The sequence below is a fragment of the Testudinibacter aquarius genome, assembly GCF_004342725.1.
Classification (GTDB): Bacteria; Pseudomonadota; Gammaproteobacteria; order Enterobacterales; family Pasteurellaceae; genus Chelonobacter; species Chelonobacter aquarius.
This window is the reverse complement of record NZ_SMCP01000003.1, coordinates 95801-115036: the sequence shown is the minus strand read 5'-3', so window position 1 is coordinate 115036 and position 19236 is coordinate 95801. Positions and strand designations below refer to the sequence as shown.

Here is a 19236-nt window from a genome sequence, read left to right as displayed (position 1 = left end):
CGTTGTGTCAGTGTAATCAATGTGCGCCAGATTGAGCAGCCTCGGCCGGTGTCATATCTTTGGCAAAATGTTGTAAATAAATCGTCACGGCACGCACTTCCGCATCACTCATCGAAGTGCGGTCTTTCATTGAGTTGATCACACCCACCCATTGATTTGCGGTGTAGTGATCGGCGGCAATCGGTGCATGGCAGGTGCTGCAATGGGTTTGATCCAAGCTTTTACCGTAGCTGTTCAACGCATCTAGATCGGCGGTCAGGGCATTTTTGCCAATCGAGACATTGAGTTTGACTTCATTCCAATCAGAATTGGTCACTGAATCATGTATGGTTTTGATGACTTCGACGTCGGCTTTGGCATTGTCATCCAAGACCCCGACAATGATGCGTTTTCCCATTTGTTGATACAGCAGGTTTTCCGCCCCGGCTTGCTGCCAACCGTCCACAACCGCATGAACATTCTCGCCCTCTTGTTTCCAGTCGATCAGTTTGGCAAACGGCATCAGGCGGATTTCTCCCTTTCCGGTTTTGGCGGCGGTAATCGCCAGCGCATACAGTTCCGGATCTTGACTATTGAAATCGGCGGCATGTTTGCTCAGTTCTCCACTGGCGGCACTGGAGTCGGTCGGGATATCCGGCATAAAATGCACCAGTCCTTTGTGGCAGTCGATACAGGTTTGATTGGTTTCCAGTGCCAGCTTGTGCATGGTCTGTGCCTGTTCCGACTGTTCGCCCAAAATCCAAGCATCGGTTTTGTGGCAAGTACGACAAGTGGAAGAATCTTGCTCTTTCATGTTTTTCCAGACCGCCTGAGCCATTTCTAAGCGATGCGCTTCATAAGCTTCTTGATCCGGAATTTTGCCGGTGATCTCGCCCCAAACGTCTTTCACCGCCATAACTTTGGCTTTCACATAATGCCAACTGTCCGGTGGCAAGTGACAATCGGCACACTCGGCGCGAATGCCTTTACGGTTGGCAAAATGCACACTGCCTTCCCACTCCTCTTTTGGAAAGCTCATCGAATGGCAGCTGACACAAAACTCGGTGGAATTGGTTTTGTGAAAAACGCCTTGGGTGAGCCACAATGCCAACCCGCCCAAAATAAAAAGTAACACCCCGAATAAGATTCCTTTCTTTTTCACCCACATAAAAGATACCTCTAATGTTTTAACTCGTTATAGTTATGCTTGTGGCGTATCTTAATCAAAATAGAAAAAGAGTATTTGATATGAATCAAATATAAATTAATTTTTTCAGATAAATAAAATGAAAAAGGGCGGAACAAGAGGGGCTGTCGTAAGGTTATTGATATTAATTCTTTGATTAATATATAAATTTAAAAGCCAAGTGCAAAATAATTTTTGCCACTTGGCTTATTTGAAATAGTAATGTTATATTACTAAATTACGCTATATTATATAATGATTGCTTTATTTCTTAACCCCTAACAGCACATGTGAAGCCTTGATTAGCACGTTAACCGCACTTCCAACTTCTAGTGCCAGATTTTTCACGCTCTGTTCGGTGATGATGGTGGTGATTGCAACGCCGCCTATGGTTTTGACCAATACTTCGGCGTTGACCGCACCATGCGTAATTTTTTCAACATGCGCTTGCAATTGGTTGCGCGCCGACAGGATTAAATCGTTGTCGGTGGACAGGATCACCGATGGGGCTTTGAAAATTGCAACCACACTCGAACCTTCGCTCAACCCCAGTTTTTGAGTGCTATCTGAGGTAATCACCGCGACTAAGATTTCGCCGCCGTTTAAGATTAATTCGATTTGATCGTTTACCGCCCCGCTTTTGATAGTTTTTACGCTGGCGGCAAGTTGGTTTCTGGCACTGATTGTCATATTGACTCCTTAAGTATGAAAGCTACAGGTAAGTAATTACGATTAATTTGTCAGGATAGCATGCAAGGAGGCGCACGCAAAACCTGAAAAGTCTCAAATTGGTATCATGTTTTGCAATCAGTACAGTATTCTGTTAAAAAAATCTTATAACCAGATTAAATCTAATAACACTCATTAATTTGATGTTTTATGCTGATATTTTTTTAATAAAAAGTATTTTATACTGTTCTGAAATGCTAATCTGGCTTGTTTGCAGCGAAAAATTTCATCAGAATGATTGACAAAGTGCGGTTGGCAAGTAAGAATAACCCCACGCTATAATTTTGAACTGTTTTGGATACCAAGATGAATTTTCCGTTTGCTTTATCTCTCCTCCTCTTGCTCGCAAACTAATTGTGCGGCTTGACTGTGGCAGATGATTGGCAAATGACAGTTAACAAGATTTTAAACCCGCACAACGTTGCGGGTTTTTTGCATTTATAAACCGCACTTTGGGCAATATCAATATAAGGAAAATGTGATGAATGATAATGTGATTATTTTTGATACCACCTTACGTGATGGCGAACAGGCATTGAGCGCCAGTTTAACGGTGAAAGAGAAATTGCAAATTGCCTTGGCGTTGGAGCGTTTGGGGGTGGACGTGATGGAAGTGGGCTTCCCGGTTTCGTCTTCCGGCGATTTTGAATCGGTGCGCACCATCGGACAACATATTAAAAACTCGGTGGTGTGTGGATTGTCGCGTGCGGTGGACAAAGACATTGATGCAGTGTACCAAGCCTTGAAGGAAGCGGAGCGTTTCCGGATTCATACCTTTATCGCCAGTTCCGCCTTGCATGTGGAAGCCAAACTGAAAAGCACCTTTGATGATGTGGTTGAACGAGCGGTGCATGCGGTGAAACGTGCCAGAAATTACACCAACGACGTGGAATTTTCCTGCGAAGATGCGGGACGTACCGGCATTGATAATATTTGCCGTATTGTGGAAGCGGCGATTAATGCCGGCGCAACCACGGTGAATATTCCGGATACTGTCGGTTTCTGCCTGCCGACCGAATATGGCAATATTATTCATCAGGTGATGAACCGGGTGCCGAATATCGATAAGGCGATTGTCTCGGTGCATTGCCACAATGATTTAGGCATGGCGACCGCCAACTCATTGACCGCGGTATTGAACGGGGCGCGTCAGATTGAATGTACCGTCAACGGCATTGGTGAACGTGCCGGCAATACCGCACTGGAAGAGGTGGTGATGGCGATCAAAACCCGTCAGGATATGTTCAAAGTGGATACCCGAATTAACACCCAAGAGATCCACCGGGTCAGCCAAATGGTCAGCCAGCTGTGCAATATGCCGATTCAGCCGAATAAAGCGATTGTCGGGAAAAATGCGTTTTCGCATTCGTCAGGTATCCACCAAGACGGCATGCTGAAAAATAAAAATACTTACGAAATCATGTCACCGGAATCGATCGGCTTGAAAAAAGAGAAGTTAAATTTAACCGCTCGTTCCGGCCGTGCCGCAGTGAAAGGACATATGGCGGATATGGGCTATGCAGAGAGCGATTATGATTTGGATAACTTGTACGATGCTTTCTTGAAATTGGCAGACAAAAAAGGGCAAGTGTTCGACTACGATTTGGAAGCCTTGGCGTTTATTGATATGCAGCAGGGGGACGGCGATCGTTTGACATTAGATAAAGTTTCCACGCATACAGCCAGTGACTTCCCGGCGACCTCTTTTGTACAATTATTGTTGGATGGCGAGAAATTAAGCACAGTGTCCACCGGTGGTAATGGACCGGTGGATGCGACCTATAATGCCATCTTGGCATTAACGGGTTTGGATATTAGGATGTCACATTACAATATTGTGGCAAAAGGCGAAGGCGCAGAAGCGTTAGGGCAAGTGGATATTGTGGTTGAATATGAAGGCCGCAAATTCCATGGTGTCGGTCTTGCGACAGACATTGTAGAATCTTCCGCCCTTGCCTTAATCCACGCCATTAACGCCATTTACCGTGCGCACAAAGTGGCAGATTTGAAAGCGAAAAAATAAGATTGAACCGATGTCCTTCTCCCTTGATGGGAGAAGGTGCCCGCAGGGCGGATGAGGGTGAAATCAAGTAAATTTGTACTCCCCTCATCCTGATTTTAGCCTCTGAACGACGCTAAAATCTGTCCTTCTCCCACAAGGGGAGAAGGAATTATCGGGGGTACAACCTATGTACCGTCTTGCATCAAGAATAAGAGACGTTAACCGAAGTTTTGTACTGTTATGAGATTCATTTAATGAAAGAACGAATTAAGCACAATGCGTTATCATTACGTAAAAATATGACAGAAGAAGAAAAGAACTTATGGTTTCATTTGCGAGATAAACGTTTAGAGGGTTATAAATTTAGGCGACAAGTTCCTATTGAAAACTATATTGTGGATTTTGTTTGTTATCGTCATAAACTTATTATTGAATTAGACGGCTCGCAACACTTTGATGATAATGCGTTAGTATATGATGCAAAACGAACTCAACGATTAAATCAACTGGGATTTCATGTGGTTCGTTTTACCAACGATGAAATTAATTTTGATTTAGAAAATGTATTAACAACAATTTATTATGAATTATCAGGGGAAATATAACCCCTCATCCGCCCTTCGGGCACCTTCTCCCACAAGGGGAGAAGGGAAACGAAAAAAATTAAAGACAAGGAATATATCATGCAATCATACAACGTAGCGGTTTTACCGGGCGACGGCATCGGCCCTGAAATTATGGCGCAAGCGATCAAAGTGCTGGAAAAGGTGCAGCAAAAATTTCAGTTTAAGTTGAACTACACCCATTTTGATATCGGTGGTGCTGGGATTGATAATCACGGCAAGGCGTTGCCTGATGTCACGTTGCAAGGCTGTGAAGCTGCGGATGCGATTTTATTCGGTTCGGTCGGAGGCCCCAAATGGGAAAGTTTACCACCGGCAGAGCAACCGGAACGTGGGGCATTATTGCCATTAAGAAAGCACTTTTCTCTGTTCTGCAATTTGCGTCCTGCGATGCTATACAAAGGCTTAGAAAAATTCTGCCCGTTGCGTGCCGACATTGCCGCCACCGGCTTTGATATGGTGGTGGTGCGTGAATTAACCGGCGGTATCTATTTCGGTCAGCCGAAAGGGCGCGAAGGCGAAGGCGCGAATGAAAAAGCCTATGACACCGAAGTCTATCATCGCTATGAAATCGAACGGATTGCGCGCATTGCGTTTGAAACCGCACTTAAGCGCAGCAAACACGTCACTTCAGTGGACAAAGCCAATGTGCTGACCAGCTCGGTGTTGTGGCGCGAAGTGGTGAACGAAGTGGCAAAAGATTACCCTGAAGTGCGGTTGGATCACATCTATATCGACAATGCCACCATGCAACTGATCAAACAGCCGTCGTTCTTCGATGTGTTGCTGTGCTCGAATATTTTCGGTGATATTGTTTCTGACGAATGCGCGATGATCACCGGCTCAATGGGGATGTTGCCGTCTGCTAGTCTGAACGAACAAGGCTTTGGCTTATACGAACCGGCAGGCGGTTCGGCACCGGATATCGCTGGCAAAAATATTGCCAACCCGATTGCACAAATTTTATCCGCAGCAATGATGTTGCGTTATAGCTTCAACTTGGAAGCGGCAGCGCAGGCAATTGAAAGTGCGGTCAAAACCGTATTGGCGGAAGGGCATCGCACCGCTGATTTAGCCGATAACAGCCAGCCGCTTTCCACCTCGCAGATGGGCGATTTAATTGCGGCTAAGATTTAAATTTCACGGCAAAATAACGAATTTACATATTTATGGATGACACAATGAAAAAGACTTTATATGAAAAACTGTTCGATGCACATGTGGTGTACGAGGCGAAAGGCGAAACCCCGATTCTGTACATCAACCGCCATTTGATTCACGAAGTCACCAGCCCGCAGGCTTTTGATGGCTTGCGGGTGGCAAACCGTCCAGTGCGGCAAATAGGTAAGACTTTCGGAACTATGGATCACAGCATCTCCACCCAAGAGCGTGATGTCAACAAACTGCAAGGGCAGGCGCGAATTCAGGTGTTGGAATTGGACAAAAATTGCAAAGCGACCGGCATTTCGTTGTTTGATATGACCGACAAAGAGCAAGGGATCGTGCATGTGATGGGGCCGGAGCAGGGTTTAACCTTGCCGGGCATGACGATCGTTTGTGGCGACTCGCACACTGCAACTCACGGTGCTTTTGGCGCCTTGGCGTTCGGTATCGGCACATCCGAAGTGGAACACGTTTTGGCAACACAAACCTTAAAACAAGCCCGAGCCAAAAGTATGAAAATCGAAGTGCGCGGTAAAGTCGGACCGGGTATTACCGCCAAAGACATCGTGCTGGCAATCATCGGCAAAACCACGATGGCGGGCGGTACCGGGCATGTGGTTGAATTTTGCGGCGAAGCGATTCGGGATTTATCGATGGAAGGGCGTATGACCGTATGCAACATGGCGATTGAATTGGGGGCAAAAGCCGGTTTGATTGCGCCGGACGAAACCACCTTTGCCTATTTAAAAGGTCGTCCACATGCGCCACAAGGCAAAGATTGGGATGATGCGGTGGCATATTGGAAAACCTTAAACACCGACGACGGCGCAGAGTTTGACACGGTGGTGGTGTTGGAAGCCAAAGACATTGCCCCGCAAGTGACGTGGGGCACCAATCCGGGACAAGTAATCGGTATCGACCAACGGGTGCCTAACCCGGCGGAAATGGACGATCCGGTGGTGCGTGGCTCGGCAGAAAAAGCGTTGGAATATATCGGCTTAGAAGCAAATACCGATTTAACTCAAGTAGCGGTTGATCAAGTGTTTATCGGCTCTTGCACCAATTCGCGCATTGAAGATCTGCGTGCGGCGGCAGCGGTGATGAAAGGGCGTAAAAAAGCCGATAACGTCAAACGGGTGCTTGTGGTGCCGGGTTCAGGCTTAGTCAAAGAGCAGGCGGAACAAGAGGGCTTGGATAAAATCTTTATCGAAGCAGGGGCAGAATGGCGTAATCCGGGCTGCTCAATGTGTTTGGGCATGAACGATGACCGTTTGGGCGAATGGGAACGTTGTGCCTCCACCAGCAACCGCAATTTTGAAGGCCGGCAAGGGCGCAACGGGCGTACTCATTTGGTTAGCCCGGCAATGGCTGCTGCTGCAGCGGTGTTCGGCAAATTTGTTGATATTCGCCAAGTTTCGTTAAATTAAGGAGTTCACTATGGCAGGTTTTAAACAACTTTCAGGTTTAGTCGTTCCACTGGATGCCGCTAACGTGGATACCGATGCAATTATCCCGAAACAATTTTTGCAAGCGATCACCCGTGTCGGCTTTGGCAAACATCTGTTTCACGAATGGCGTTATCTGGATGTGGACGGCACACAACCGAACCCGGAATTTGTGTTGAATTATCCGCAATATCAAGGTGCCAGCATTTTATTGGCGCGCAAAAATTTGGGCTGCGGCTCGTCGCGTGAACATGCGCCTTGGGCACTGGCAGATTACGGTTTTAAAGTGATGATCGCCCCGAGTTTCGCCGATATTTTTTATAACAACAGCCTCAATAATCATATGCTGCCGATTCGTTTAAGCGAAGAGCAAGTGGAAGAAATTTTCCAATGGGTGTGGGCAAACGAGGGCAAACCGATTGATGTGGATCTGGTGGCAAAAACCGTGACCGTTGGGGGCGAAGTCTACCATTTTGATTTGGATGAGTTCCGCCGCCACTGCTTGTTAGAGGGCTTGGATAACATCGGCTTGACTTTGCAACACGAAGATAAAATTGCGCAGTATGAGAAAAATATTCCGGCGTTTTTGCGTTAGTTAGCGCTCAACTTTTGCGATAAAACCGCACTTTGCATTTCGGCATAAAGTGCGGTTTTTTGATCTTGCTGTTAGGTTAATCAGGTATGTTAATTAAGTATGTTCATCATCAAAATCAATTTCGCAATTGTTGACACAAGTAGAAATGCCTAGCCATTTATAAATTAAACAATAACTTAGTAAGCCGCTGATAGTGATCAAGACTCCGATATATCCCCACGGGCCGATAATTTTAACTGCGCTCAGGATACATAAAGTAATTCCCAATAAGATTCGGATGATACGTTCCGGCGTTCCCAAGTTCTTACGTAATTTTTTAGGCATAACCCCTCCAGATGATTGGTTTAAACTAAAGTTGGAGCAAGGATTTACTACTTTTCAATTTTATTAATACAGATTTTTAACAACGATGTCAAATACCACTTTTGGATTATTCGAATCGGATCTCGCTTTCAAATCCTTTTGGAATAATATTTCTAAATTTAACCGAATAGTGGTGCAATTCTGCGATTCGGGTCACGATCGATAGCCCTAAGCCACTGCCTTTTTCATTTTGCCCGGCCGGACGATAGAAGCGTTGTCCCAGTTTAGGCAATGCTTCTTCGCTGACGCCATCGCCATTGTCGGATATCGTCAGGTGATCGGAATAGAGCGAAACCGTCACTTTACTACCATTAGGGCAGTAATGAATTGCGTTATCGATCAGATTGCGTAACATCAGTGAAACCAGCAACGGTTGTCCTTGTTGCAACGGCGGTTGACCATATTGCTGAAATTCGAGGCTAATCTGCTTTTTAGCGGCAGAAAAATGTCGCTCCCCCAGTAACGATTCAATCAAATCTTGCCATTGAATCGGCTCCAAATTATCCAGCTCGACCACCGAATCCAAACGTGAAAGCGTGAGCAGTTGTTCGATTAATTGACTGGCGCGGTCGATGCCGCTGGTTAGGTTATTTAAGGCTTGATTACGCATCGCCACATCGTTGCCGGCAAGCTGTGCGATCTCGGTTTGCACCCGAAGTGCGGTTAACGGACTGCGCAATTCGTGGGCGGCATCAGAAGTGAAGCGGCGTTCACGCAATAGCATATTCGAAGTGCGGTCGAAGAAATGGTTTAAGCTGTCCACAATCGGCTGAATTTCTGTCGGCAGTGATGGCACGGTAATCGGACTGTTATCGTCCGGAGAGCGTCGGTTGAGTTTCCGTTGCAATCGTTTCACCGATGCCAGTTCACGAGTAACGACAAAAATAATCAACGCCAATAGGATAGGTAGCCCTGTCAGCCAAACCCAGAGTTGGCTAAAGACAATATCGGAAACCACCTCTTTGCGATACTCAAATTCTTGGGCAACGGCGATCATCACCTCGCCATTATTCCCCGCAGGCAGCCAGAAAATCCGCCAGAGATCGTCGTCAATTTTTTGCTTGGAGAAACCTCGTGCCGGAGAGAATGCGATTTCATCCCCGTGCTCGCCGTCGGATAGCAGTTTTTCGCCATCACGGGTGAAAATCGCAAACGCTAATGCCTCATCATCCAACAGTTTTTTACGGATATGTTTGGGTGATTTCACACTTTTATTGATTCGCCCACTATTTTGCTGCACCAGCATCTGGCGTAAATTAGAGGAGGCAAGTCGTTCAGCAAATAAAATTTGTTGGGTATCAAACACTTTGTCGGTTTCGTCTTTAGCTTTCAGCCAAGCGATAAGGGTGGCAACGCTCCACAGTAGCAGTGAAGCGAAAGAGAGGATAATAATCAGGCGTAACCGTAGGCTGCTAATTTTCATCCACATTACCTAAAGTGTAGCCGACACCATGTACTGTGCGGATAAAATGGTTGCCCAGTTTTTTGCGTAGATTATGGATATGCACTTCCAGCGCGTTGCTGCTGATTTCGTCATCCCAACCGTGTAGTTTTTCTTCGATTAAAGCACGTGGCAGCACTCGGTCTTTATTTGATAGAAAAAGCGCCAGTAGTTTAAATTCGCGCGTAGTCAGATTGATCGGCTGTCCGTCAATTTTCACCATCCGACTATCCGGCTCAAAGCTCAGATTGCCGTGAGTAATTATCGGGTTGAGATTGCCGTTGCGGCGGCGAATCAGCGCCTCTAGCCGAGCGGCGACTTCACTTAAAGCAAAGGGTTTGCACAAATAGTCGTCAGCCCCCTGCTTCAAGCCACTGACCCGTTGCTCCAAGCTGTCACGGGCAGTCAAAATCAGCACCGGCACATCTTGGTTTTGCTTGCGCCACTGTTGCAAAATGTCCATGCCGTCCATTTTTGGTAGGGTGAGATCCAGCACCACCGCATCATAGGGGGCAGAATCCAGTGCTTGAAAGCCGGTTTTGCCGTCTTTAAACCAATCCACCGTATAATTAAAGGTGGTTAAACCGATTTTTAGGCCGTCACCGATCAGGGGATCGTCTTCAATGAGCAAGATTCGCATGATTATTTCCGTTAGCTTGAATGGTGAAAACCGCACTTAGTTAAAAGTGCGGTTGCGTTTGTGTGCTATGGTTGCCGTACGCTATCTATTGTACTTTGACAACGCGATAAATTTCCACTTCGGTTTTATTCCAAGATTTATCCACTTCACCAAACAATTTGACTTTGTCGTTTGGGGTGATTTCTTGTCCTGCCCAAGCACGACGATCAATTTCTACTTCAATGCTGCCACTGTCATCTTTGAACAAATAGTCTTCTTTGCCGACTTGTTTTTCGATGAAACCTTCCAAGACGATGCGTTGATCATCTTTGGCATTTTGCACTTCAGTGACTTTGATTGCTGCAGCTTGTTCGTTATTAAAACCACCGCGTTGCGTTTTGCCGTCACGGTGTTTACCGTCATGCTTTTGTGCCATTTGCTCACCACCAAAGGTCGGCTGTGTCGTTTCAGTGGCTTGGGTTGCAGCCAGTGCGGTTCCGCTGATGGCGATTAATAAGGCTGATACAAGGGCTAATTTTTTCATATTACTTACTCTCCGAGTTTAATTTTTCATCAAATGTTTACAAAGCGATAAATCTGTATTTGTGCTTTGTTGATATGTATTAAAGCAAAGAGTTCTTAAAAAAAACTTAACCGTTAAAATTTTTAAATATATTTTTCCAAAATTTGTTGGATGCCGTTTTGATCGTTATCGCTGGTCACCAGCTTGGCTTGCGATTTCACGTCTTCTTCCGCATTGCCCATCGCCACGCCCAAACCAACGGCAGTCAGCATGCTGATATCGTTGTGGTTGTCGCCGAAGGCGATCACCTGTTGCGGATCGATATTCCAGCTTTGCAGCAGATCCAACAAACGCCCGCCTTTGCTGTTGCCGTTGTTGGCAACGTCCACCCGATCAATCCAAGACCATTCGCAGCTGAATTGGTCGCTCGGCAATTGCGCTACCGCACTTTCCATCAACGTGCGGTCAGGGTGGCTGATCACGAATTTCCAGATTGCTTCCCCGGCAGCCAGCGGCTCATAAAAACTGCTTAGTTGACGTAAGTCCGGACGCACCGCTTGCGGGCAGCGTGCCACCCATTCGCTGAATTTGCGCATATGCGGATTGAACTCGGTGAAGGTCATTTGATTGCGGGTGTACATCAGCAGATGAATGCCCAATTGCTCAGCCACCTCAATCACTTTGCGTGCCTGCTGCCAACTGAACGGATTGGCAATCGGTGTGCTGTCGCTGGCTACATCGTAGATATAGGTGCCGTTGCAACAGATAATCGGGGTGTCCAGTTGCAGTTGGTGGTAATAAGGTTTCACCGCCGTGTGATGGCGACCGGTCACCAACACCACTTTCACCCCTTTTTCACGCACGGCTTTGATCGCTTCGATGCTGCTCGGCAGAATTTCGCCTTGGCTGTTGAGTAAAGTGCCGTCTAAATCAAATGCTACTACACGATATTTCATGGTTTATCCTTTTAAAGCGCTAGGTTGAGATACGAAATTTTTATAACCCCTTCTCCCTTGATGGGAGAAGGTGCCCGAAGGGCGGATGAGGGTGAGATATCGGATCACAGCACTACATCCAGCCCCCTCATCCTGATTTTTGCTTCTGAACGAAGCAAAAATCTGTCCTTCTCCCACAAGGGGCGAAGGAATTCTAACGACTACGTTCCAGCATTTTCACTAATTCGATTGCCAGCACATGACTTCCTTCTCCCTTGATGGGAGAAGGTGCCCGAAGGGCGGATGAGGGTGAGATATCGGATCACAGCACTACATCCAGCCCCCTCATCCTGATTTTTGCTTCTNNACTCCTTCTCCCTTGATGGGAGAAGGTGCCCGAAGGGCGGATGAGGGTGAGATATCGGATCACAGCACTACATCCAGCCCCCTCATCCTGATTTTTGCTTCTGAACGAGGCAAAAATCTGTCCTTCTCCCACAAGGGACGAAGGAATTCTAACGACTACGTTCCAGCATTTTCACTAATTCAGTTGCCAGCACATTATTTCCTTCTCCCTTGATGGGAGAAGGTGCCCGAAGGGCGGATGAGGGTGAGATATCGGATCACAGCACTGCATCCTGCCCCCTCATCCTGATTTTTGCTTCTGAACGAGGCAAAAATCTGTCCTTCTCCCACAGGGGCGAAGGAATTCTAACGACTACGTTCCAGTGTTTTCACTAATTCGATTGCCTGTATATTATTTACTTCTCCCATCGAGGGAGAAGGGAAATATAACAAGGCTTACTTTATCCGTTGACGCACAATTTCAAATAAGCAAACGCCAGTGGCGACGGAAACGTTGAGCGAAGAGACGCTGCCTGCCATCGGAATGCTGATCAACTGATCACAATGTTCACGGGTCAGGCGGCGCATACCTTCGCCTTCCGCCCCCATCACCAATGCAATGGCACCGTCCAGTTTGGCTTGATATAAGGTTTCCGTGGCTTCGCCTGCGGTGCCGATCACCCAGATATTGTGCTGTTGCTGCAATTCGCGCAAGGTTCTGGCAAGGTTAGTGACCCGAATCAACGGTACGCTCTCCGCAGCGCCGCAAGCGACTTTGCGTGCAGTAGAAGTGAGTTGCGCCGATTTGTCTTTCGGCACAATCACCGCATCGACACCGGCCGCATCGGCGGTGCGCAGACAAGCACCCAAATTGTGCGGATCAGTCACACCGTCCAACACCAACAAAAAAGGTGCCTGTTTGCCGCTTAAAATTGCGTCCAAATCGTTTTCGTTCAACTCTTTTGCCGGTTGCACCCGTGCAATAATGCCTTGGTGTACCTCACCGTCGGCTTTTTTATCCAGTGTGGCTCGGTTCATCTGCTGGATGGCAATGCCTAAATTTTGCAGCTGGTTTAGCAATGGCTGTAAGCGTTTATCTTCACGCCCTTTCAGCACATAGACTTCGATAATCCGCTCCGGCGCCGTGTTTAAAAAAGAGGAAACCGCGTGGATTCCGTAAATGTTTTCACTCATGTTTTTTATTGGTTATTCAGTTTGTTTGTTGTTTAAGATAGCATAAAAACCGCCTGCCTATCATCCGAAATGTTTGGCATGAAAGGCAAAGTGCGGTTCGATAAAGCTGGCGATAAAGTAGTAACTGTGATCATAGCCGGGACGCAGATTAAATTCGACGCTGAAGCCCTGTTTGACCGCACTTTGCACGAATTTTTGCGGTTGTAGCTGCTCAGGATAGAAACTGTCGGCATCGCCTTGATCGATTAAGATCGGCAGTTTACGTTTGGCGTATGCTAGCAATGCTAAACTGTCATATTGCGCCCAATTGTTGCGATCGTCGCCTAAATAAGCGCTAAAAGCCTTGATGCCCCACGGAGTTTCGCTGGGGTTGACGATGGGGGCAAAGGCAGAAATCGAGCTAAAGCGTTCGCTGTTTTTCAAGCCGATCATCAATGCGCCGTGTCCACCCATCGAATGGCCGAAAATCGCCGCTTGTCCATTAAGCGGAAAGTGTTGTGCCAACAGTGACGGCAATTCGTCAATGATATAGTCGTACATGCGGTAGTGCGTTGCCCAAGGTTGTTGGATGGCGTTCAGGTAGAATCCGGCGCCTTGCCCCAGATCGTAGCTGTCAGCATCAGCCACCATTTCACCACGTGGGCTGGTGTCGGGCATCACCAACGCAAAACCGTATTGTGCCGCCAAGCGTTGTGCGCCGGCTTTGGTGGAAAAATTTTCATCGTTGCAGGTTAAACCGGACAGCCAATACAGCAACGGCACTTTTTGCCCGTTTTCCGCTTGTGGCGGCAGGTAGATTGCAAAGGTCATCTCACATTCGGTGCGATTGGAAAAATGGCGGTAGCGTTGGTGCTGACCGCCAAACATTTTATTACTGCTGATCAGTGTCAATATTGTCATAAGATCCTCATACAGAAACGATAAAGTGCGGTCAGACCGCACTTTGAGGTTTAGGGATTAATAGTGAATCACGCTGCGGATCGATTTGCCCTGGTGCATCAAATCAAAGGCAGTGTTGATCTGCTCCAGCGGCATGGTGTGGGTGATAAAATCGCTGAGGGCAAATTCGCCGTCCAAATATTGCTGAATGATTTTCGGCAATTGGGTGCGTCCTTTTACGCCGCCGAATGCCGAACCGCGCCACACCCGACCGGTCACCAATTGGAACGGACGGGTACGAATTTCCGCCCCGGCCGGCGCCACGCCGATAATCACTGATTCGCCCCAGCCTTTGTGACAGCACTCCAGTGCCGCACGCATAACATCAACATTGCCGATGCACTCAAACGAATAATCTACGCCGCCATCGGTCATCTCGACAATCACCTCTTGAATCGGTTTGTCGAAATCTTTCGGATTGATACAGTCGGTTGCACCCAGTTTTTTTGCCATGTCAAATTTTTCCGGATTGACATCGACCCCGATAATCCGGCGGGCGCCAATCATACGCGCACCGATAATCGCCGCCAAGCCGATGCCACCTAAGCCGAAAATGGCAATGCTGTCACCGCTCTTGGCTTTGGCGGTGTTGATCACAGCGCCCATGCCGGTGGTGACGCCGCAACCGAGCAGACAGATCTCCTCCAGTGGCGCTTCTTTTTGTACTTTGGCCAGCGACACTTCGGCCACCACGGTATATTCAGCAAAGGTGGAACAGCCCATATAGTGATAAATCGGCTGTCCGTCTTTGAAGAAGCGCACCGTGCCGTCCGGCATCAAGCCTTTGCCTTGCGTTTCACGTACGGAGGAGCAGAGATTGGTTTTGCCGGACAGGCAGAATTTGCATTTGCCGCATTCGGCGGTATACAGCGGAATCACATGATCACCCACCGCCACGCTGGTGACGCCTTCGCCGACTGCTTCGACGATACCGGCGCCCTCATGCCCCAACACGCAAGGAAAAACTCCTTCGGAGTCTTTGCCGGACAGGGTGTAAGCGTCGGTATGACATACGCCGGTGGCGACAATCCGCACCAACACTTCGCCTTTTTGCGGCGGCATCAAATCCAATTCTTCAATTTTGAGTGGCTCATTCGGCGCCCAAGCAACAGCGGCTCGTGTTTTGATAAAATCAGTCATCGGCGTTCTCCTTGTTATCGTATCGGGTTAGTGGAATAACTTATTTACGTTTTCTACTTTTACTGAATGCCCCGCTTTTACTGCGTAGCGCTTTCTTCTTCTCGGCTCGTTTCGGGTCGGCTTTGCCGCCTCTGCCGTCACGCAGTCGTTTTTCCAAACTTTCGGCGTAGCGTACATTTTTCTTCAGTCGATCTTTGGCGGTTTTGCCCTCCCGTTGCGGTTTGCGTTCACTGGCGATCAACACAAAATCGATCTGTTTTTGTTCCAGGCTGACCGCAGCGACTTTGATCCGCACTTTGTCACCGATACGGTAGTACATACCGCTGTTTTCGCCGATTAAACGCTGACCAGCGCTGTCGAACTGGTAATAATCGTTGTCGAGGGTAGAGATGTGTACCAACCCGTCTATAAAGAAATCGTTTAAGCGCACGAACAGCCCGAAACCAGTGACTGTGGAAATGATGCCGTCGAACTCTTCGCCGACGTGATCCTGCATATATTCGCATTTCAGCCAATCGGCCACTTCGCGGGTGGCATCGTCGGCACGGCGTTCTGTAGTGGAGCAGTGATCGCCGAGCAGATCGATGTCGTCCAGCAGATAATGGAAGCCGCCGCCGTTGGTCGAGCGTTTGTTGCTGCCTTGCTCTTTGGCAATCAGGTATTTAATCGCACGGTGCAGGCTTAAATCCGGGTAACGCCGAATCGGTGAGGTGAAATGGGCGTAGTTGTCCAATGCCAAACCAAAATGTCCGATATTGTCGGCGGAGTAGATCGCTTGGCTTAACGAACGCAACAGCATGGTTTGAATCAGTTCATGATCGGGGCGCTCTTTCACCTGGGTCATCAAGGCAGCGTAATCCGCCGGTGTGGGTTTCAACCCGCCGTCTAGGGTTAAACCGCACTCGTTGAGGAAGCTGCGGAATGCCATCAGTTTTTCTTCGCCCGGCCCGGCGTGAATGCGGAACAGCGCCGGTTCTTGCGCTTTTTCCACCAAGGTCGCCGCTGCAATATTGGCTTGAATCATGCATTCTTCGATGATTTTGTGGGCATCGTTGCGCACCACCGGTTCAATCCGTTCGATGCGTCCTTGTGGATTGAAAATAAATTGGGTTTCGATGGTTTCAAAATCGATCGCACCGCGTTTTTTGCGTGCCTCGTGCAACACTTTAAACAGGTTGTACAGCTCTTCCAAGTGTGGTACCAGCAGGGCGTAGCGTTGGCGCAGTTCTTCGTCGCCCTCTAAAATCCGCCACACTTTGGTGTAGGTTAAACGGGCGTGCGAGTTCATCACCGCTTCGTAGAACTTATAACCGGTCATTTTGCCTTTTTTGGAAATATCCATTTCGCAAACCATACACAGCCGATCCACTTGCGGATTAAGCGAGCACAGCCCGTTCGACAGCACTTCCGGCAACATCGGCACCACTCGGTTCGGGAAATAGACCGAATTGCCACGGTTGCGGGCTTCGGCATCAAGTGCGGTTTTCAGCCGCACATAATAGCTGACATCGGCAATCGCCACCCACAGTTTCCAGCCGCTGTCGCCGTTTTTGCGGGCATACACCGCATCGTCAAAATCGCGTGCATCCTCGCTGTCAATCGTGACCAACGGTAGATCGCGCAGATTCACCCGCCCTTGTTTGGCTTCTTCGGCCACTTCTTCTTTGAGACTAGAAACCTGCTTCAACACATTTTCCGGGAAAATATGCGGAATATCGTGGTTGCGCAGCGCAATTTCCACTTCCATGCCCGGCGCCATATTATCGCCCAGAATTTCGGTGATAATCCCGACCGGATTGTGGTTGCGGGTGCGTGGTTGCAGTTCGACCACCACCACTTGTCCCATGCGTGCGCCCATTCGGTGTTCGTTCGGAATCAAAATATCATGGCTGATGCGGCTGTCGTCCGGCACCACAAAGGCAATGCCGGATTCCATAAAAAAGCGCCCGACAATCTGTTTCTTACGGCTCTCCAAAATCCGCACGATCCGCACTTCCTGCCGCCCACGGCGATCAAAGCCGTTCGGCTGCGCCAGCACATAATCGCCGTGCATCACCCGCTGCATCTGTCCGTTGGGAATAAACCAATCGTCTTCTTTCTTGCCACCAACTGTTCCCTCAACCTGCAAAAAACCATAACCGTCACGGTGCCCGATCACCGTGCCTTTCAGCAACGACAATTTCTCCGGCAGGGCATAACATTGGCGTTTGGTAAACACCAACTGCCCATCGTTTTCCATCGCACGCAAGCGACGGCGCATGCCTTCAACCTGCTCTTCGTCGCTAATCTTAAGTGCGGTCAGAATCGCCTGCCGACTCATCGGCGCATTGTGTTCACGAATAGTTTGTAAAATAAATTCACGGCTTGGAACCGGATTGTCATATTTCTCCGCTTCCGCCTGATAATTAGGATCTTTTGACATAATTTCTCCTTTTGTCTGTTGTTTTTATTGTTGTTATCTGGGATGTGCTCAGTTTGACATTTGGGGCGGGGGAATGCAAGGGTAGGCCGTGATTAAATAGAGTAGGATAGTAGGGTCTTTTGATATTAACAGGCTGATTTTTGCAGTGTTATGCGGTCAGTTCAGACCGCACTTTCTGCTGGATTTTAAGGTTTATAGTTTGGGTTTGGTTGAGGAATCTTTGCACCGACCTGCTGCTTCCATTGATCCAGCTTGGTTTTGAGTCGGGCGGTAATTTCTGGGTATTGTTGACTGAGCTCTTCGGTCTCTCCAATGTCGTGATAGACATTGTAGAGTTCTAATTTGCTGTCTTCGAAAAATTCTAACAATTTCCATTCCCCCTCACGTACCGAGCAACCCGGTGTACAGCCTTGATTGCTGTAGTGCGGATAGTGCCAGTATAGTTCTCGCTCCGGTTCATGCTGTTGGCGCAGTACCGGCAAAATACTGACACCGTCACAATGCTGCTCCGGTATTAATGGCAAACCTGCACATTCAAGCAGCGTTGGATAAAAATCGGTTGAAGTGATTGGTGTTTCAATAATCGAGTTGGCGGCGATATGGTTTGGCCAACGCACGATCAACGGCTCTCTAGTACCGCCCTCATACATCCAGCCTTTGCCTTCACACAGTGGCTTGTTGGTGGTCGGCGAGCCTTCGGCGGTTGCTAAGCCGCCGTTATCACTATAAAAAATCACGATGGTGTCTTGTTCCAAGCCGTTTTCTTTTAAGCAATCCAAGATGCGTCCGATATTCCAATCCATATTTTCTACCATTGCGGCATAAACCGGATCGCTTTGAATGGTGCGGCGGATAACGTGGTCGTCTTTTTTATGTTCACAAGGGAAATTTTCGCCGACCACAAACGGGTTGATTTTATCAATTCCTAACATACGCGCTTTTTTACGGTATTTTTCCACTAAGTGTTTGTGACATTCAATCGGCGTATGCACGGCGTAGTGGGACAGATACATAAACCAAGGCTGATCATCGTCTTGTCGGTTGATTAAGTTGATGGCTTCGTCAGTGAGACGGTCAGTCAGGTATTCCCCCTCCGGACCGTCTTCCAGGGTTTCGATGCCGTAAGGTGAAAAATAACCGTTAAACGGGTGTCCCCAGTCGCAGCCGCCGATATTTATATCAAAGCCGTGTTGATACGGATAGGTCTCGAAACGCTGCTCGTTGTGTTGACTTAAGTGCCACTTGCCGACGTGCCAAGTGCGGTAGCCGCCTTGTTTTAACGCTTTGGCTAACGAGAATTCGTCGGTGCTGAGATGATCGATATAAGGCACATCGGCTAATTTCCCTTCGGAGCGTCCGCCCAGCCATTGGGTCATACCTAAACGGGCAGGATATTTGCCGGTTAAAATACTGGCTCGGGTTGGTGAACAGACCGGACAAGAGGCGTAAGCGTCGGTAAAGCGCGCGCCCTCTTGTGCCAGTTGATCTAAACGAGGTGTTTCATAAAAGCTGCTGCCGTAACAACCAGTGTCACTCCAACCGTAATCGTCGAGCAGGATAAATAAAATATTGGGTTTTTTGCTGGCAGACAT

Annotated in this window: 17 protein-coding genes; 5 read left to right on the top strand and 12 right to left on the bottom strand. The window is 48.1% G+C overall.

What is annotated here, in order from left to right:
• Window positions 1-16: 16 nt before the first annotated feature.
• Together EDC16_RS04045 and EDC16_RS04040 are read right to left on the bottom strand one after the other, a co-directional pair.
• The gene (locus EDC16_RS04045) at window positions 17-1147 is read right to left on the bottom strand and encodes a NapC/NirT family cytochrome c (protein WP_132965670.1); all 1131 of its coding nucleotides are present in this window, start codon (window positions 1145-1147) and stop codon (window positions 17-19) included.
• 282 nt (window positions 1148-1429) lie between these two features.
• Window positions 1430-1855 (bottom strand): TOBE domain-containing protein, encoded by a 426-nt coding sequence (locus EDC16_RS04040; RefSeq protein WP_132965668.1) that lies wholly within the window; start codon window positions 1853-1855, stop codon window positions 1430-1432.
• Between the two features lie 520 nt (window positions 1856-2375).
• Between EDC16_RS04040 and leuA the strand changes: the two genes are divergently transcribed.
• The 5 genes from leuA (at window position 2376) to leuD (ending at window position 7723) form a co-directional block, all read left to right on the top strand.
• Window positions 2376-3917: a 2-isopropylmalate synthase gene (gene leuA, locus EDC16_RS04035; protein ID WP_132965666.1), complete on the top strand. Its 1542-nt coding sequence runs from the start codon at window positions 2376-2378 to the stop codon at window positions 3915-3917.
• 233 nt (window positions 3918-4150) lie between these two features.
• Window positions 4151-4501, top strand: a complete 351-nt coding sequence (locus tag EDC16_RS04030; RefSeq protein WP_132965664.1) for an endonuclease domain-containing protein — start codon at window positions 4151-4153, stop codon at window positions 4499-4501.
• A gap of 78 nt (window positions 4502-4579) precedes the next feature.
• Window positions 4580-5656: a 3-isopropylmalate dehydrogenase gene (leuB, locus tag EDC16_RS04025; RefSeq protein ID WP_132965663.1), complete on the top strand. Its 1077-nt coding sequence runs from the start codon at window positions 4580-4582 to the stop codon at window positions 5654-5656.
• Window positions 5657-5700: 44 nt separating this feature from the next.
• The gene (gene leuC / locus EDC16_RS04020; protein WP_132965661.1) at window positions 5701-7110 is read left to right on the top strand and encodes a 3-isopropylmalate dehydratase large subunit; all 1410 of its coding nucleotides are present in this window, start codon (window positions 5701-5703) and stop codon (window positions 7108-7110) included.
• 10 nt (window positions 7111-7120) lie between these two features.
• Window positions 7121-7723 carry a 3-isopropylmalate dehydratase small subunit gene (leuD, locus tag EDC16_RS04015; RefSeq protein ID WP_132965659.1) on the top strand — a complete coding sequence of 201 codons (603 nt, stop codon included), beginning with the start codon at window positions 7121-7123 and terminating at the stop codon, window positions 7721-7723.
• 93 nt (window positions 7724-7816) lie between these two features.
• Here leuD and EDC16_RS04010 read toward each other — a convergent pair whose 3' ends face one another.
• From EDC16_RS04010 to EDC16_RS03965, 10 genes are all read right to left on the bottom strand, one after another.
• On the bottom strand, window positions 7817-8047 hold the full coding sequence (locus EDC16_RS04010; protein WP_132965657.1) for a YgaP family membrane protein: 231 nt from the start codon (window positions 8045-8047) through the stop codon (window positions 7817-7819).
• Window positions 8048-8153: 106 nt separating this feature from the next.
• Window positions 8154-9515, bottom strand: a complete 1362-nt coding sequence (qseC, locus tag EDC16_RS04005; protein ID WP_416069093.1) for a quorum sensing histidine kinase QseC — start codon at window positions 9513-9515, stop codon at window positions 8154-8156.
• Entirely contained in the window at window positions 9499-10167 is a 669-nt protein-coding gene (locus tag EDC16_RS04000) for a response regulator (protein ID WP_132965652.1), read from the bottom strand. Before EDC16_RS04000 ends, qseC begins: the two co-directional genes overlap by 17 nt.
• Window positions 10168-10252: 85 nt before the next feature.
• A complete protein-coding gene (locus tag EDC16_RS03995) occupies window positions 10253-10690 on the bottom strand; it encodes a YgiW/YdeI family stress tolerance OB fold protein (RefSeq protein WP_132965650.1) in 438 nt (145 codons plus the stop codon).
• 122 nt (window positions 10691-10812) lie between these two features.
• Complete coding sequence (locus EDC16_RS03990; RefSeq protein ID WP_132965648.1) at window positions 10813-11625, bottom strand: pyridoxal phosphatase; 813 nt, start codon at window positions 11623-11625, stop codon at window positions 10813-10815.
• 780 nt (window positions 11626-12405) lie between these two features.
• Entirely contained in the window at window positions 12406-13143 is a 738-nt protein-coding gene (gene rlmB / locus EDC16_RS03985; protein ID WP_132965645.1) for a 23S rRNA (guanosine(2251)-2'-O)-methyltransferase RlmB, read from the bottom strand.
• Between the two features lie 60 nt (window positions 13144-13203).
• Entirely contained in the window at window positions 13204-14043 is an 840-nt protein-coding gene (fghA, locus tag EDC16_RS03980) for an S-formylglutathione hydrolase (protein WP_132965643.1), read from the bottom strand.
• Window positions 14044-14100: 57 nt separating this feature from the next.
• The gene (locus EDC16_RS03975; protein ID WP_132965640.1) at window positions 14101-15222 is read right to left on the bottom strand and encodes an S-(hydroxymethyl)glutathione dehydrogenase/class III alcohol dehydrogenase; all 1122 of its coding nucleotides are present in this window, start codon (window positions 15220-15222) and stop codon (window positions 14101-14103) included.
• A gap of 40 nt (window positions 15223-15262) precedes the next feature.
• Complete coding sequence (rnr, locus tag EDC16_RS03970; RefSeq protein WP_132965638.1) at window positions 15263-17644, bottom strand: ribonuclease R; 2382 nt, start codon at window positions 17642-17644, stop codon at window positions 15263-15265.
• A 185-nt stretch (window positions 17645-17829) separates the two neighbouring features.
• Entirely contained in the window at window positions 17830-19236 is a 1407-nt protein-coding gene (locus EDC16_RS03965) for a sulfatase (RefSeq protein ID WP_132965636.1), read from the bottom strand.

What these genes read in the sequence shown, in the direction of transcription:
- EDC16_RS04045 (WP_132965670.1), bottom strand. Translation starts at nt 1,147, where the DNA reads ATGTGGGTGAAAAAGAAAGGAATCTTATTCGGGGTGTTACTTTTTATT.
- EDC16_RS04040 (WP_132965668.1), bottom strand. Translation starts at nt 1,855, where the DNA reads ATGACAATCAGTGCCAGAAACCAACTTGCCGCCAGCGTAAAAACTATC.
- leuA (WP_132965666.1), top strand. Translation starts at nt 2,376, where the DNA reads ATGAATGATAATGTGATTATTTTTGATACCACCTTACGTGATGGCGAA.
- EDC16_RS04030 (WP_132965664.1), top strand. Translation starts at nt 4,151, where the DNA reads ATGAAAGAACGAATTAAGCACAATGCGTTATCATTACGTAAAAATATG.
- leuB (WP_132965663.1), top strand. Translation starts at nt 4,580, where the DNA reads ATGCAATCATACAACGTAGCGGTTTTACCGGGCGACGGCATCGGCCCT.
- leuC (WP_132965661.1), top strand. Translation starts at nt 5,701, where the DNA reads ATGAAAAAGACTTTATATGAAAAACTGTTCGATGCACATGTGGTGTAC.
- leuD (WP_132965659.1), top strand. Translation starts at nt 7,121, where the DNA reads ATGGCAGGTTTTAAACAACTTTCAGGTTTAGTCGTTCCACTGGATGCC.
- EDC16_RS04010 (WP_132965657.1), bottom strand. Translation starts at nt 8,047, where the DNA reads ATGCCTAAAAAATTACGTAAGAACTTGGGAACGCCGGAACGTATCATC.
- qseC (WP_416069093.1), bottom strand. Translation starts at nt 9,515, where the DNA reads ATGTGGATGAAAATTAGCAGCCTACGGTTACGCCTGATTATTATCCTC.
- EDC16_RS04000 (WP_132965652.1), bottom strand. Translation starts at nt 10,167, where the DNA reads ATGCGAATCTTGCTCATTGAAGACGATCCCCTGATCGGTGACGGCCTA.
- EDC16_RS03995 (WP_132965650.1), bottom strand. Translation starts at nt 10,690, where the DNA reads ATGAAAAAATTAGCCCTTGTATCAGCCTTATTAATCGCCATCAGCGGA.
- EDC16_RS03990 (WP_132965648.1), bottom strand. Translation starts at nt 11,625, where the DNA reads ATGAAATATCGTGTAGTAGCATTTGATTTAGACGGCACTTTACTCAAC.
- rlmB (WP_132965645.1), bottom strand. Translation starts at nt 13,143, where the DNA reads ATGAGTGAAAACATTTACGGAATCCACGCGGTTTCCTCTTTTTTAAAC.
- fghA (WP_132965643.1), bottom strand. Translation starts at nt 14,043, where the DNA reads ATGACAATATTGACACTGATCAGCAGTAATAAAATGTTTGGCGGTCAG.
- EDC16_RS03975 (WP_132965640.1), bottom strand. Translation starts at nt 15,222, where the DNA reads ATGACTGATTTTATCAAAACACGAGCCGCTGTTGCTTGGGCGCCGAAT.
- rnr (WP_132965638.1), bottom strand. Translation starts at nt 17,644, where the DNA reads ATGTCAAAAGATCCTAATTATCAGGCGGAAGCGGAGAAATATGACAAT.
- EDC16_RS03965 (WP_132965636.1), bottom strand. Translation starts at nt 19,236, where the DNA reads ATGTCTGCCAGCAAAAAACCCAATATTTTATTTATCCTGCTCGACGAT.